Below are 15,214 nucleotides of genomic sequence, written 5' to 3' on the forward strand. Positions count from 1 at the left end.
AACCTCTTGTCAGCAAGTGCGGGGGCCTTACCCGACGAGGCCTCCGCACCTGCGCCAACTTCGACAACGCCGTCAGCGGTCAGCGTCCGCCAACATGGGCGCGGTCAGCATCGCGGCCAGCATGGAGACGATCTCCTCGGCGGACCCGGCATCCTCACCGGCCTGCGCCGAACGCTCACGCTCGGCCAGCAGCGCGAACATCGTGGTGGCGACGGCCTTGACCCGCCGCGCACGCGCCTGACGATCAACGGTCGGGATGGCCTTGGCCAACCGCTCGAGCACCTGCGGCCACACCGATCCCTGGGATTCGCCGACATCCGCGCGCAGGTACAGCGATGCAGCCTGAAGAAAGCGCGCGTAGTGGGGACTGCAGACGGCAGTGAAAGGCAGCACCATGATCCGCAACCATGCGCGGATGTCGTCTCGGTTCTCGTCTCGGGCGCCCATGAGGACCTCCACCATCTGCGCACGCTCGTGTTCCATCGGCTCGAGCCGGCGCCGAACGATGGCGTCGATGAGGTCCTGGCGATTCCGGAAGTGGTAGTTGACCGCGGAGTTGTTGCGCTGGCCCGCCGCAACCGCGATGTCGCGAAGTGGCACCTGGATGCCGCGCTCGGCGATCAGCCGTTCGGCCGCGTCCAGAATGTCGGACCTGGCTCTTTCACCACGGTTCACCCGAACGATGATAGGAAACTGGCTTCGATTAAGCGAATATGCTTAAATTGGTGTGGCCTGCAGCCCCAGGAGAGGTGACTCGATGACAAGCGCGCACGAGATTCGCGAGATCGACATGGGCAAGCCCATGCAGCGTTTCGCCCGTGGGTGGCACTGCGTCGGCCTGGCCGAGGACTTTCGGGATGGAAAGCCCCACGCCGTCAACGCTTTCGGAACTCGACTCGTCGTATTCGCTGACTCGAAGGGCGACCTGCACGTACTCGACGGCTACTGCCGACACATGGGCGGCGACCTCTCCCAGGGGACGATCAAGGGCGATTCGGTGGCGTGCCCATTCCACGACTGGCGCTGGCAGGGATCGACCGGCAAGTGCTCGCTGGTGCCCTACGCCAAGCGCACGCCACGGCTGGCGCGGACCCGGCGCTGGCTGACGGGCGAGGTCAACGGCCAGCTGCTGGTCTGGCATGACCCGGAGGGCTCGCAACCGCCTGCCGAGTTGTTCCCGCCCACGATCGACGGGTACGACGAGGGCCAGTGGTCACCGTGGTCATGGAACTCGATTCACATCGAGGGATCGCATTGCCGCGAGATCGTCGACAACAACGTCGACATGGCGCACTTCTTCTACATCCACCACGCCTACCCCACATACTTCAAGAACGTCATCGAAGGTCACACCGCCTCGCAGTTCATGGAGTCCAAGGCCCGTCCCGACTTCACCAAGAACTACGAGAAGCTCTGGGAGGGAACCAAACTCCGCTCAGAGGCGACGTACTTCGGCCCCGCGTACATGATCAATTGGCTGCACAACGATGTGGCACCCGACTTCACCATCGAGGTGGCACTCATCAACTGCCACTATCCGGTGACCCACGATTCGTTCGTGCTGCAGTGGGGCGTCGCCGTGCAGGCAGTGCCTGGATTGCCCGCCGACAAGGCCACGAAACTTGCTGCGGCAATGAGCCGTTCATTCGGTGAAGGCTTCCTCGAGGACGTCGAGATCTGGAAGCACAAGACGCGCATCGAGAATCCGCTGCTGACCGAGGAAGACGGTGCGGTGTACCAGCACCGGCGGTGGTACGAACAGTTCTACGTCGACCTGGCCGATGTCACGTCCGACATGACCGATCGCTTCGAGATCGAGGTGGACACCACGCACGCCAACGACATTTGGCAGAGCGAGGTGGCCGACAACCTCAGCGCGATGGCGCCGTAGTCGGCGCTACTCGACGACGAAAACCGGGATCAGCCGCGACGTCTTCGTCTGATACTCGGCGTAGGGCGGATAGGCCTCCACGGCCAGCTTCCACCAATGCTCACGCTCAGCGCCGTCGACCTCGCGTGCGGTCATGGTGGCGACCTTGTCGCCGTCCTGGACCGTCACCTCGGGGTTCGCCTTCACGTTGAAGTACCAGAACGGGTGCTTCGGATCGCCGCCCTTTGACGCGACCATGGCGTATCGGCCGCCTTCTTCGACGCGCATCAGCGGCACAAGGCGCTTCGCGCCGGACTTGGCGCCGGTCGTGGTGAACAGGACGATCGGGCGGTCGAGAACCTCGACGCCGTCGGTGGTGCCCTGTTCCAGGATGCGCTCGGTCTGCTCGCGGACCCAGTCGGTGGGGCTCAGCTTCGCTTGCTCTGTCACGAAGCGCTTCAACACTGTGGCGCCACGGATATTCCCGACCGTGCGCACCGTCGCGGGCCGAGCACGCGCTAAGCCTTGAACTCGCTGAGGATTTCCTCAGCGGCGGTGTGGATGTAATCCGAACTCGCGACGTCGGGGATCGTGAACAGGAACGTGTCGATTCCGGCCTCGCGGTAAGCGTTGATTCGCGCGATGCATTCCTGCGGTGAACCGACCATGAGTCCGGTTTCGGGTATGGAGGCGAATTCTTGCCGGACCCGCGCCTCCTGCTCGGCGGATTCGGTCGGCGCAAGCAACGTCGTCACGGAGAGTCTCAGGGTGGCGGGGTCGCGCCCCACCTCGGCGCATGCGTCGTCCAGATACTCCCTTCGCTGGCCCACCCTCTCGGGTGGCCACCAGCGAATGTTGATGCCCTGAGCGGAGTGGGCCGCGATCCGCTGTACGCGGTCCCCTTCGCCGCCCACCCACAGCGGCGGATGGGGCTTCTGCACCGGCGGCGGGTCGCAGATGGCACCGTCCAGTGTGTAGAACCGGCCCGCGTACACGGGATTTGGCTCTGTCCAAATGGTTTTCATGACGTCGAGAGCCTCGCCAAGCGCGGCGACCCGTTCGCCTGCCGGCGGGAACGGAATGCCGTACGCCTCGAATTCACGCTTGAACCAGCCGGCGCCCAGACCCAGATCGAGTCGTCCCTCGGAGATGACATCCAGCGTGGCTGCCATCTTGGCCAGCACCGCGGGGTGGCGGTAGGAGTTGCACAGCACGCTGGTGCCCAGGCGGATGCGCGTCGTGTCGCGAGCCAGCGCCGCGAGTGCCGTCCACCCTTCCAGGAGGGGCATCGATGCCGAGGGCACGCCTCGTGTGCCCTGCGGCACGCCTCCTGCGGACGTGATGCCTGCGTCGTGAACATAATCTTCTGGGCTCGTGGTCAGGAAGTGGTCGCACAGCCAGATCGATTCGAAGCCGTAGCCTTCGGCGAGGTTGGACACCCGGACCATTTCGGGGTACTCGCTGACCGCCAGGCCATTGATGGTGAGCGCCAGAATCAATCCGAACTTCGGGTCATCGGCGGCGACGCTGGGCACCACTAACTTCTATCAGTCGACTTAGCCTGCCGCGTCCTTCTTGTGCAAGTCCCGCCAACGCGCGTCAGACCTCGGCGCGAGGTTAGCGGAGGGAGAAGCGTACGCTTACTCGGAAAAGTGGAAGCGTCAACCACGGTGCTCTGACAGCTATTTCGTTTCTTCCTCAGCCATCCCCCGGTTCTCGCTGATATATCCAGCGTAATCGGTTAGTCCCAGAACTGGGAGACCATTCCTAGCCCTGACAGCAATGTCAATAAGTCCACTAATTGACGCTTGCGTCGAAGATCTGAAATAGCACAGAAAAGTTTGCCGAAAGGCACATCTGGCTGTTACGTTCCGAGCACTTTGCTGTGCAGGATCTGACGAGGGACGTGGGCAATGGCCAAGCACAGATCGAAACGGGATCACAAACTCGTCAAGAAAGCGTCGGTGGCAGGGGGCGCAGCTGTGACCGTGACGGCAATGACGCTGAGCCTGGCCTCGCCGGCATCGGCCGCCTTGCTCGACGACCAACTCGACGTCTTCGGTTTGACCTCGTCGGCCGAGTCGATCCCGGATATCCCTGGGGTCAACATCATCACGACCGGGTCGCCGTTCGGCCTGCTGAGCATCTTCGGCGACGACCCATTCTGGGTTCCGGCACTGCCGTCGAGGATCGCCGACGAGATCAACGGCACGCCCTATCTGCCGGGCGGCGACATAGATATCCCCGTCACGGTCCCCAACCCGGCATACATCCCAAGCTGCACAGACACGAGAATCTGTCCGCCGAAAACGATTACGGGAAGCCTTGACCTCGATCTGGTCAGTTTGCGCATTCCGGTGGTCCTTGCGTTCGGCCTCGGCGCGCTGGCCACCGGCATGGCCTACCCGCAGGTCGAAGACGAGCTTCCCAATCAACCGGGCGGCACGGGGCCCAATGCCCCGTCGGGGTCAAGCGTCACGATCGTGCCCATGCTGTTGGTGCTGAACCCCGGTCGCAATGACGGCGGTGTCGCCGCCAGGTTCGCGTCACTCTTCGCCATACTTGGAATCGACACTGCCACCAATGATTTCGAGGTCCAGACGGACGGAAACGCCGTGCTGGTTCCGGTCAAGGTCGATGTCGGATTGCAGAACCACCCGATATCCGACTTCGCGGCGTGGCCGAACCCTGTCACGTTGCTCAACAACGCGTCGGCGCTGGCCTTCCCGACGTACATCGTGCGCGGTTCCGATCTCAGCGGGGTCGGACTACAAACTCTTAATCCGCTGGTAGCCAACATGGTCGGCAACTTCGGCTCCGCGCTCATCGGCGACGGCCTCACCGTCGACCTTCCCGGCGCGCTCCCGAACATCGACCTGTCGAGGGCAGAGTCGATCCTCACACTGGACCCGGTCCTCACCAGCCTGCTGGGTGACACGTTCCCGGGAATCGATATCGAGATCCCCAACGGCCCGGAGTCGGAGGACAGGTACGAGGCACTCAATCAGTACTTCACGATCGAGAACGGCGCGCAGCCCATGCTCGAGCCTTCTCGTTATCCGACCGACCTTTTGAGCGTCCTGACTGGGCAGACGATCACCAACCCGTTCGCCGATGCCGTTGAGCCTGCCATCAGCATGTTGGGAAATCTCGGCTACACCAACGTCGTTCAGTACGGTGCCGACCCGAACGACTTCCGTGATGACTACCAGCGCGACTTCAGCGACAACTTCGGTGGCAACGGCGGAGAAGCCATGCCATTCTTCAGCTTCCCGGAGAACGTCAAATGGGAAGCAGTACCGGCGGACCTCGCCAAGGCGTTGGTCGGCGGAACCCAGGACGCGTTCTTCTACGGCGGCATTCCGGGACTCAACAATCCGCCGCCCTCGTACCGCGACAATCCGCTCGGCCTCGTCGTCGATCTCCTCGAACAACTCGGCGGGTCAATCAATTTGAGCAGTCTCACCGATCTGGGACCTTTGAATGATGCGGGCGACGTGCTGGCCGCGATCGATGCCGCCGGGGGCAGCGCAGGTCTGCGTAATCTGGGTTCGGCGACTCCGCTCGCCGCGACCGCAGTACCCGATCAGAATGCCGCGAGCATGACCGTCAGCACTGATACGCCGCCCGCATCGCCCACCCCGCCGCAGGGTGGCACCAACGGAGATGGCGCGCTCGCCGAGACACCGGCCACCCTCACGGCGGATGACATCGCGGACACCCCACGTCCTCGGTTGAGGTTGGGGCGAGGCAGCGTCAATCCGTCGACCAGCAGCGACGAACCCGGCGCCAATATCGGATCGTCTGGCCCCAGCTCGATTCGGCGGGCGATTTCCGGTACCCGTGAAAACATTCGCGACTCCATCGGCGATTTCACCAAGGGCGTCAGCGACGCCACCAGGAACATAACGAGGGCCGCGACCGGCGGTGGGGCGGGCGGCGACGACGATCCATCCAGCGATGGGAATTCGGAATAGGTCAAGCGTCCGCACGCCGGTCGTGCGCGCTGAAATCACTTGCGAGCTCGCCATAATGCGATCAATACGCTGAGGCCAACACCGAGCGCGAAGATCGCGAGCACGAGATGGCGTGGCCCATTCTCAGTCACGACAAACGCGGCGAGCTGAAGTGCTCCCGCGATGAGAGCGAGCACCGCGAAGAGCAGGGCAGCAATCTGCAGTCTCCTGGTCGACACCCACCAGCGTACGTCGCATCGCAGCTGTAACTACGAGACCGCTGCGCGGCGGCTTCCGGATAGCGTTGTGCTGCTGAAGTTCACCCGGTCGTGAAGTGGTTCGTCGCCGTCATGATCGTCTGCGCACCGAAACCGAAACCAGCGGGCCTCTCGCCGGGCGCAGGAGCAGGAGCCGGCTGGGGCCGCTGATCGGCGCGTTCTGCGGGCGGGGCCGTCGCTGACGAAGGAGTGTCAGCCACAGCCGCTTCGTCGGCTGACGCCACTCCGGAGGCAGTTCCCAGGCCGATCGCGATGGCGGACGCGCTGACTAGTAGTGCAAGATTAAGGGTCCTCATGGTGGTCTCCCGTTGGTTTGTCGCTATTTGGAGGTCGAACCTGTCTCAAGGAAATAGTCGCGGCTACGTCGCGATGACGTAATCCCCGGCGAGTCAGATTCCACCTCCGCCCGAGGAAGACTTTCCTATCCGCCAGGCAAGAACTCAGGCGTCGACATCCATTTCGACGAGGACCCGGCGCAGTAGCTTTCCGGTGGCGTTTCGGGGTAGCTCGTCGATGAAGACCACATCGCGAGGCACCTTGTGTCGCGCCAGGTTGTCCTTCACGAACTGCTTGACCTCGGCCGCGTCCAGTGCCACGCCCGGCTCGGAAACAACGAAGGCGCGCAACCGCTTTCCGAACTCGACGTCATCCACACCGACCACAGCCACCTCGGCGACATCATCGCGCTCTTCGAGCAGATTCTCCACTTCCTGCGGGAACACGTTCTCGCCGCCGGACACGATCATGTCGTCGTCGCGGCCGTCCACGAACAGCAGCCCGTTCTCGTCGAAATGCCCCATGTCGCCGCTGGACATGTAGCCGTCCACGATCTGCTTGTTGCGGCCATCGGTGTATCCGGAAAACGGTGCGCCGTTGCGGATGAAGATCCGACCGCGACGGTTCACACCGTGAACCCGTTGATCGTGCTCGTCGTACAGCACCACCTCGCAGGTCACCGGAGCACGGCCGGCGGTGCCGGGCGCGGCCCGCAGTTCAGTAGGCGTAGCGACGGTCGCGATGGCGCATTCGGTGGAGCCGTACATGTTGTACAAAACATCACCGAAGGTGTCCTGCACCCGGTTCGACAGGTCCGGGCTCAGGGCCGATCCGGCGATCAGGATCACCTTCAGCGACGACGTGTCGTACTTGGCGATCACGTCGGGCGGAAGTTCGACCATGCGGTGCAGCATCGTCGGAACCGCGACCAGCATGTCGGCCTTGTGGTCGGCCATGAGCTTCAACGTGTTCTCCGCCTTGAACCGTCTGGCCGTCACCACCTTGTTGCCCAATGCGGCGCCGACGGTGTAGGTGGCCCACCCGGTGCTGTGGAAGATGGGCGACACGATGACCATGGTTCCCTTGCGCGGGAACGGGATTCGGTCGACGATCTGTGCCGTGGCAAGGGGGGACACCGTGTCTCGCGGCGCACCCTTGGGGAGGCCGGTCGTGCCGCTGGTGAGGATGACTGACCCGCCCGCTTTGCTCGGCGGGGCCAGCGGCTCGGTGGAGTTCGTCGCGATGATGTCGTCAAGGGTCTGCGCGCCGGGGGGCAAGTCTGCGCCGTCGTCGACCCACGTGAGCACACGCGGCAGGTTGGCGGGCAGTGCGTCGAGCAGGCCGAGGAACTCACTGTCGTGCAGGACGACGGTCACGTTCTCGCGCTCGCACACCTCGGCGAACTGGGGTTTGGCGAAACCGGTGTTCATCAAGACCATCCGGGCGCCGAGCTTGCCGCACGCGGCCATGGTGATGACAAGACCGCGGTGGTCGCGGCACAGCACGCCGACCACCGAGCCCGCGGAGATACCCAGTTTCTGCAAGCCGTGCGCCAACGCCCACGACTGGTCATCAACTTGCTTGTAGGTCAACGTCCCACGCTCGTCGACGACCGCGGGCAGGGTCGCATACTTGCGACCACCCTGGATCGCCATCGTGGCCTGCGGGCCGTAGACGCCCGCGAGCTTGGCGGTCTGAACGCCCGAACCAAGGTCCTTCAGATCGATGATTCCGGTGTCGACGAGCCGTTTCGCCGCGCGCGCCGACTCGCTCAGCTGCTGCAACTTCTGCCGAATGCCGGCCAGCACATCAGCCATCGGCCCTCCTCACCTCGACATTTCGATGCACAGTAGCAGTCACAAGTGAATGCCGAATCTGGGCCGTCGCCTTAGCTACTCCTCGTCGGGCGACCGATGGCGGTCCGACGACCTCGATCTTCTAGATCGCCGTCGTTGCGATTCAGTCGGCGTCAAAGTCGGCCGTCGGTAACGGCTCTGGGGGTGACACCGCCGCCAGGTTCAAGGCGGCAGCGGTGGCGGGGCCGACGATGCCGTCGACCTTCAGACCCCGGCTACGTCGCTGAAATTCCCTGACCGCGGCCTCGGTTTGACTTCCGTATATCCCGTCGATGACCAGATCTCCGGCATACGGCCTGTAGCCGTACTTGAGCCGGCGCTGCAGCTGTGCGACCTGGGATCCCGTAGAGCCGTGGAAGAGCAGCACATCGGCGAACTGACCGACAGGTACCGGCGGTCTCGGTGTCGGCGCCGGGTCGGCAATGACGCCGATACGGGCTTGAATGTCGATGCGCAAGATGTCCATGTCGATGGCACCCGGATCCCATTTGCCTTGCGCGCGGCCCGCATACTCCTTGTGCCCGATCGTGCGACTGGCGTTCTGCGCGAGGCGGTGATTGATCGCGGCGCAGCTTCGAACGAGCGCGTCATACTGCGCAGCGGGCCAGTTTCTACGGTGTCGCGCTGTCGGGCTTGTTCCGCTGTTGGCGCATTCGATTCCGATCATGTGCCAGTTGGCCATATTGGTCGGCAGCCACGGATACATGCCGATGCCGGCATGCCAGGCGACCCCTACCGCCACCACGGTCACGGTGCCATCCCTCGCGATATGCAGCTGCGACAGCGGGCCGGCCAGATCGGGCCTGCCCTCGGCGATGGAGGCGGCGCTGGCGTTGTCCGATCCGGTGTGATGCACCATCACCCCGCGGATGTCCTTGAAATCCCCGTGGCCGCGGTTCCGCCACCCGGGGAATTCGACAAGCCTGACACCCTCGGCCCGTAATACGTCGGCGAGCCAGACCGGGTCACCGGTCCACGGTCGTGTCTGGGCCACGTATTACCTTGACGCCCAATCCTGGGGGAGCAGGGGCTACGGTGCGAACGGCGCCGGGCCGGGTAGCGCGGGTGTCGCCGGAGCGGGACCCGGCGAGCGGGGCGTCGGACCCCCGCCATGCGACGGCGGCGTTTCGCCTGTGCCGGGCACAGACAGCAGTGCAGGTGCCGGGGGCCGGGCCGGAGCCGACGTAGCCGGCGCATCGGGTTGCGTATCCGCCACCCAAAGCGCCTGTAGCTTCTGCGCAGCCAGCGCCGCGCCCTGGTTCGCCATCCCGACCTCGGGGTAGCGACTGTGCACACCGAAGCTCCTACCGTCGGGGTCGCAAACCAGGTCGTCGTCGACGCACAGGTCGATGGTCTTGTCCACGTAGCTCGGGCCGATCACGATCTGCGGGTCGTTGATTGCACGCATGAAGCGCGCTGACGGCTTCCCGAACAGCGCAACAGCTGCGACTTTGTCGGCGACCTCGGGAGGCATCGGGGCGGGCACGTCTGAAGCCGAAACGCCTTCTGGTACAGCACTGGCCGTCACGAATCCCATGACCGCTGCGCCCTGCGAGAATCCACCGAGCACCATCTTGGTGTCAGGACAGGAGGCAGCCGTGGCGAGGATGCGGGCGCGGGCATCGCTGATTCCGTCGACAGCGGTGTGAAAGTCCGTGGTGGCGGGGTAATTCACCGGATACACCTCAACCGACTTTGCGCCGACCTGTGAGCGCAACGAGTTGACGAACGCATCTCCGGTCGGGCCGACGCCGGGTAGCTCGGTCGTGCCTCGCGCAAATATCACCTCGGCGTCGGGACATGGTGCCGCGTGTGCAGCCGGCATGGCAGCGCCCTGCAACAGCGCGGTTGCGGCCACTGCAGCGCCGATCACACCAACGGTTCGAAAAGCCCCCATGGCTTAATGCTGACACGGTGCGCCGCACTACGCCGGTCGAGCCATTGAATACACAGAGAACAGCCAATTATTAAAGGACCGATAAAGTTCGCGTAAGTGCCGCGTCCACCAGTGGCCACATCGCTATTCCACGCGATTGACCAAATCGGACAGCTGTTGGGCGGTGTAACCACCTGGACTCATGCCGCCCCTGGCCGCAGCACGAGCCGCCCGAGTCAGGGCGGCATTCACCGGAGCCGAGGTTCCCGCACGATGAGCCATTCGCACGATCTCACCGTTGAGGTAGTCGGTCTCGACATTGCCGGTACGACGACGCAGGGACTGCGAGGTGGAATCTCCTGGTGCACTCCTGAATCCGGGTACCGTCCGTGGCGTCGGACCGTCGACACGTGCGGCAGTGGACGTCTCGAATGGCACGAATTCTATTCTCAGGCATCGCAATACGTCCTCGCCCTCGCGAATCACGGCGTCACGCAGCCAATCCACGTCGGCTCCCGGCTGGGCCAACGCGCCGATGACGTTGCTGAGATTGAGTAGGAGCTTGTTGTACTTCCATGGAGCGACGTCCTCAGGCAGCCTTACGATGATGCCCGCCCGGGACCACGATGTCTGCAGTGCTGCGAGGAAGTCGGTGTCCTGCGCCGTACCGATGGAAGCAGGCCAGCGCGAGATGTGGAACTGGCCGACAACCGGCCAGGAACGCACGATCACCTCGCCTGGCTCTATGTGCGCGGCCGGACACCAGACACAGACTCCGTAGACGCGGGCGAAGTAGCGCAGCGCGAGCTCCTCTGCGGCAACACCATTGAGGGCGGTCAGCACTGGCAGGCATTCCCCCGCGGTGGCGACGGTGCCGTCCGCAGCGACGACCGGCCGGTCGACCCATTCACGCAGCGCGGCATCCAACTGCTGCGTCTTCGTCGCAAAGACCAATACGTCGGCGTGGGTCAACCGCACCTCCTCGATCGAGGCGACGGCAACCGACACGTGAAAGGGTCCATCCGGCGTATGCATGGTCAACCCCTCGGCCGCAAGTACTTCGGCGTTGCGACCGCGGGCCACGAGGAGGACAGGAGCATTGGCGCGAGCCAACACACCTCCGATGCAGCCCCCGATCGCCCCGGCTCCGATCACGACATACCTGTGCTGAATCTCCGAGGGCACGCATTGCCTCCTGAACGCATTTTGACGAACGGCTGCCCTCGACGTTAGGCGTCGTTACGTGAGGGTGCACGACCTACTCACGGGCGCCTGGAATCGCCGAATTACATCGATGTTGTTTGGCACTGCCGAATTCGGGGAACCAATACCACCGGAGGAAACGGCTATGACAACTATTGAACCTCGTGACGCTCGGCGACATGGTTTCGCCGTAGCCCATGCAAGTGCGGTCGCAGTCGCATTTGCATCGGGCACATTCGCTTTGGTGGCGATGCTTGTCGGGACGCCACTGCAATTCGGTATTGCGTTGGCCTTGTGCGGTGCGGGCTGGATCGTCGCGCACTTCGTCGAGCGCCTCGCTGAGCAGGGACTCGAGCGCCGCAGACGGGCCGCCCCCGCGGCAGACCTCGTGGACGGGTATGTGCGTTTCGACGCGCTGGTGAGGTCGCAGCGCAACGTCACCCAGAGCAGACGCACCGTATCCGTGGCCTGAGTCGGGTGCGGGTGCTCCTTTTGGTGGTGGGCGTCTTTCATCGGTAGGAGTCGCCGTCGGTGATCACGACGGTGCGTAACCAACCCACCCGCGGAAGTTGAACGCCGAGAAGAACTCCGTGACGCCGGTGAAACCGGCCTGCCTTAGAATGGCGCGGTCTTGGTCGGGTGACAGTACGGGAACGCCCGATTCAATTGCAGCGCGCGCCTTCTGGACATCGGTGGGATCAAGGCCCGAGGCGACGAGGAACGCCACGTGTCGGTCTATCCACGTCCGTCGTTCAGAATCATCGCGCTGCACGATGCTCAGATGCATCACGACGAACGGCGCCCCCGGCACTAGTCGGCGCCGCACCTCGCCGACCGTACGCAATCGTTCTTCCTCCGGCAGAAAGTGCAGTGTCAGCAGACTGGTCGCAGCGCTGAACGGGCCAGGTGGTGCGTCGTCGATATATCCGTTGTGCATCGACACCCGCGCCATATCTGGCCCCAGGGTCGTCACTGCGAGATCCAGCATGGCCGCGGAGGGATCGACGGCAGCGAAGCTCCATCCGGAATGAGCCACGGCGAGTGCCTTTGTCTCTAGCCCTCCCCCGGCCCCCAGCACCAGAACCCTGGCGTCTGGCGGCGCGAGTTCGTCGATGAGGACGCCGACCAGGCGATGGACGTCGGCGAGGGCGGGTACCAGCTGCCCGGCGCGCTTCGCATACATCGCCACGTGGGAAGGATCGTCGAACGGGTTCGATGATGTGGTCACGCCACGATGGTGCAAGTGGCGGCCCAGTTGCGGCAAGTATGCTTGCTGTTTGGGCAAATCAAGTGCTGGCACACCGAGGCGCCACGGCAGCGTTTTCCGATATCGCTGCTGCGTGATATCCGGCTGCGGGGCCGCCCGCGGGCTGCATGCCCAGCACATCCAGCACCAGCCAGTCGGCAGCGGTTTTGCCGGTCTTGGCAAATCGGCCCTATCAGTGTGATTGGCTCACCACTACTACCGTTGGCGAGTCCGCTACCTGGGGGTTTACGTGAGTCGACCGAGGGCTCCACTGATCGCCTGGATCGGCATGACTTACCTCCTCGCCTACGCGTTGTGGCTCGCGTTCGGCTGGGGTGGCCCTGGCGTGCTCATCGTGGTGAGCGATCTGGGCTCCCTGGGGGTCGAAGCGTTGGCCGTCGCCTGCGTCGTGCTGGCCATCGCGTCCACCTCGGGCCGGCAGCGCACGGCGTGGGTGGCGATGGCAGCTGGGTTGGCCAGCTGGTTGGTCGGCGACGCGATCTGGGCGACCTACGAATTGGGCCTCGACGTGGAGGTGCCGTTCCCGTCACTGGCCGACGTCGGCTACCTGTTGTTCTACGTCTGCACGCTCTTCGTGCTGGTGATGTTGCCGACCGGCAACGCGGGCGCCACGCTTGCCCGGTTATTCCTCGACGGGCTGCTATTGGCGGTGTCGCTCTTCGCGCTGGCCTGGGTGTCGGGTCTGGACGCCGTCATAGCGGCGGGCGGAACCGATCCCTTCTCGTTCGGGCTGTCCTTGTTCTATCCGCTGGCCGACTTGGCGTTGTTCACGATGGCGGGCCTGATGCTGTTGCGGGCCGGGCCGGGCCAACGGCTGACGATCAGCCTGCTGGCAGGCGGCATCGCGGCAGTTGCGATCGCCGACAGCGTGTTTCTCTACCTGAGCGTCAACGGCACGTACCTGAGCGGCAACTTCATCGACATCCTGTGGGCGACCGGGTTGGCGTTGATGGCGGCGGCCGCGCTGGTGGCCGCTCGGGCGCCGTGGCGAATCGTCGATCCGCGCGAGGCAATGCATGTGGCGGTGTGGGTGCCGTACGTGCCGCTGCTCGTCGCGGTGATCCCGAGCGTGTGGTACCTGTTCGGTGGCGAGAACACCGGCCCGATACTTGCGGCGTTGGTGCTGTTGATGGCGACGGTGTTGGTACGGCAGGTGCTGTTCGTCTCCGAAAATCGGCGGCTGGTGGCGGCGGTCACCGATCAGGCGCTGCGCGATCCGTTGACGTCATTGGCCAACCGAGTTCTGTTCGGAGACCGGCTGGCTCATGCGGTGGCGATGCATGCCCGCGACGGTCGCGACGTCGCCGTGCTGTCGCTGGATCTGGACGACTTCAAACTCGTCAACGACAGCCTGGGCCACCACGCGGGCGACGCAGTGCTGATCGAGGTCGCGGACCGGTTACGGCGCAGCGTGCGTACCGGCGACACGGTGGCGCGGCTCGGCGGCGACGAGTTCGCCGTCCTGCTCGAAGGCGGGGCCGAGCCGGCCTTGACTGCGGCCGAACGGATCTTGGAGGCGTTCGACACGGAATTTGTGGTGGACGACCAGCCGATCGACGTGCGACCAAGCGCCGGACTCGCCGAGTTGAACCGGACCGTTAGCGCAGGCTTGACGTCGGAGGAACTGCTCAAGCACGCCGACGTGGCGATGTATTCGGTCAAGCGGGCACGCACGGGTGGAGTCGCGATGTTCACCGCGGACATGAAGCTGGTCGACGCCGACGAGGTCGGACCGATGTGCAGCTCTGGCGGTCAAGACGTACGCGTGAGCGGCATGCGGTTCCTGAGTGAATTGCGCACGGCCATCGACGAAGGCGCGCTGTCGACCGAGTACCAGCCGAAGTATCACTTGGCCACCAGGCGACTCATTGGAGTTGAGGTTTTGGTGCGCTGGCCGCACCCGCGGTTGGGCAAGCTGTTGCCGGATCAGTTCCTGCCGATGGCACGACAGAACGGCTTGATGGGGCCATTGACCGAGCTGGTGCTGTACCGGGCGGCCGACGACGCCGCCGCGTGGCACGAGCTTGGATTCGCAGTTCCGTTCGCCATCAACGTGTTTCCGCCGTCGCTGGGCAACCATAGCCTGGCGTCGATGATCGCCGGGGTGATGGCCGACCGCCATCTCCCATTCGATCGCGTCACCGTGGAGATCACCGAGGACCTGGTGCTGAGCAACCCGGAGTTAGCGCGTGAGGTCCTGATTCGGTTGCATGACTTCGGTATTCAAGTCGCCATCGATGACTTTGGAAGCGGCTATTCTGCTTTGGACTACCTACGCCAGCTGCCCATCGACGAGCTCAAACTGGACAAGCAACTGATCGCACCGATCTCAACTGACCCGCGCGCGGCGATCATCGTCCGCAAAGTCGTGGAGTTGACACGAGAACTGGGCATCGTGTGCGTGGCCGAGGGCGTCGAAGATGCGGTGACCGCGGACCTGCTCGCCAGCTACGGCTGCGACGTCGCGCAGGGCTTCCACTTCAGCCCGCCGGTGACGGCCGACGCGCTGCCACGCATGATGTCGGAGCAGCAGCCCCGGATAGCCGAACGGGTGGCCACACTCGTCGCGCGCACGCAGTTCGACGAGCACTTGGGATAGCCGTAACCGGGGGGCCGTCTCTCTGGTCAGTGA

At 64.1% G+C, this 15,214-nt stretch carries 12 protein-coding genes; 4 read left to right on the plus strand and 8 right to left on the minus strand.

The genetic code is table 11. The features are described 5' to 3' along the window. Positions 1-72: 72 nt before the first annotated feature. Positions 73-675 carry a TetR/AcrR family transcriptional regulator gene (locus tag CSQ99_RS21880; RefSeq protein ID WP_099041101.1) on the minus strand — a complete coding sequence of 201 codons (603 nt, stop codon included), beginning with the start codon at positions 673-675 and terminating at the stop codon, positions 73-75. An 82-nt stretch (positions 676-757) separates the two neighbouring features. Between CSQ99_RS21880 and CSQ99_RS21885 the strand changes: the two genes are divergently transcribed. After that, a complete protein-coding gene (locus tag CSQ99_RS21885) occupies positions 758-1,891 on the plus strand; it encodes a 3-ketosteroid-9-alpha-monooxygenase, oxygenase component (RefSeq protein WP_099041102.1) in 1,134 nt (377 codons plus the stop codon). Between the two features lie 6 nt (positions 1,892-1,897). Here the strand turns inward: CSQ99_RS21885 and CSQ99_RS21890 are convergent, their stop codons facing one another. Then, positions 1,898-2,320, minus strand: coding sequence for a nitroreductase family deazaflavin-dependent oxidoreductase (locus CSQ99_RS21890; RefSeq protein WP_099041147.1), 423 nt, complete (start codon positions 2,318-2,320; stop codon positions 1,898-1,900). Positions 2,321-2,388: 68 nt separating this feature from the next. Then, on the minus strand, positions 2,389-3,405 hold the full coding sequence (locus CSQ99_RS21895) for a TIGR03619 family F420-dependent LLM class oxidoreductase (RefSeq protein WP_245909031.1): 1,017 nt from the start codon (positions 3,403-3,405) through the stop codon (positions 2,389-2,391). Positions 3,406-3,852: 447 nt separating this feature from the next. Here CSQ99_RS21895 and CSQ99_RS21900 point away from each other — a divergent pair, with 447 nt between their 5' ends. Next, a complete protein-coding gene (locus tag CSQ99_RS21900; RefSeq protein WP_141562710.1) occupies positions 3,853-5,847 on the plus strand; it encodes a hypothetical protein in 1,995 nt (664 codons plus the stop codon). Positions 5,848-6,544: 697 nt separating this feature from the next. On the opposite strand, the gene CSQ99_RS21910 is transcribed toward CSQ99_RS21900, so the two are convergent. The 4 genes from CSQ99_RS21910 to CSQ99_RS21925 all read right to left on the minus strand — a co-directional run bounded on the left by CSQ99_RS21910 (position 6,545) and on the right by CSQ99_RS21925 (position 11,297). Next, complete coding sequence (locus CSQ99_RS21910; protein WP_099041106.1) at positions 6,545-8,197, minus strand: acyl-CoA synthetase; 1,653 nt, start codon at positions 8,195-8,197, stop codon at positions 6,545-6,547. Between the two features lie 142 nt (positions 8,198-8,339). Continuing rightward, positions 8,340-9,230, minus strand: coding sequence for a peptidoglycan recognition protein family protein (locus CSQ99_RS21915; protein ID WP_099041107.1), 891 nt, complete (start codon positions 9,228-9,230; stop codon positions 8,340-8,342). Positions 9,231-9,266: 36 nt separating this feature from the next. Then, positions 9,267-10,133 (minus strand): cutinase family protein, encoded by an 867-nt coding sequence (locus CSQ99_RS21920; RefSeq protein WP_099041108.1) that lies wholly within the window; start codon positions 10,131-10,133, stop codon positions 9,267-9,269. A 123-nt stretch (positions 10,134-10,256) separates the two neighbouring features. Then, positions 10,257-11,297: a ketopantoate reductase family protein gene (locus CSQ99_RS21925; RefSeq protein ID WP_099041109.1), complete on the minus strand. Its 1,041-nt coding sequence runs from the start codon at positions 11,295-11,297 to the stop codon at positions 10,257-10,259. A gap of 262 nt (positions 11,298-11,559) precedes the next feature. Here CSQ99_RS21925 and CSQ99_RS21930 point away from each other — a divergent pair, with 262 nt between their 5' ends. After that, on the plus strand, positions 11,560-11,787 hold the full coding sequence (locus CSQ99_RS21930) for a hypothetical protein (RefSeq protein ID WP_099041110.1): 228 nt from the start codon (positions 11,560-11,562) through the stop codon (positions 11,785-11,787). A 63-nt stretch (positions 11,788-11,850) separates the two neighbouring features. On the opposite strand, the gene CSQ99_RS21935 is transcribed toward CSQ99_RS21930, so the two are convergent. Next, entirely contained in the window at positions 11,851-12,543 is a 693-nt protein-coding gene (locus tag CSQ99_RS21935) for a class I SAM-dependent methyltransferase (RefSeq protein ID WP_218014608.1), read from the minus strand. 268 nt (positions 12,544-12,811) lie between these two features. On the opposite strand from CSQ99_RS21935, the gene CSQ99_RS21940 reads away from it, so the two are divergent. After that, the gene (locus CSQ99_RS21940) at positions 12,812-15,181 is read left to right on the plus strand and encodes a putative bifunctional diguanylate cyclase/phosphodiesterase (protein ID WP_141562711.1); all 2,370 of its coding nucleotides are present in this window, start codon (positions 12,812-12,814) and stop codon (positions 15,179-15,181) included. The last annotated feature ends 33 nt before the right edge of the window (positions 15,182-15,214 follow it).

The sequence above is a fragment of the Mycobacterium neglectum genome (genome assembly GCF_002591975.1).
GTDB classification, from domain to species: domain Bacteria; phylum Actinomycetota; class Actinomycetes; order Mycobacteriales; family Mycobacteriaceae; genus Mycobacterium; species Mycobacterium neglectum.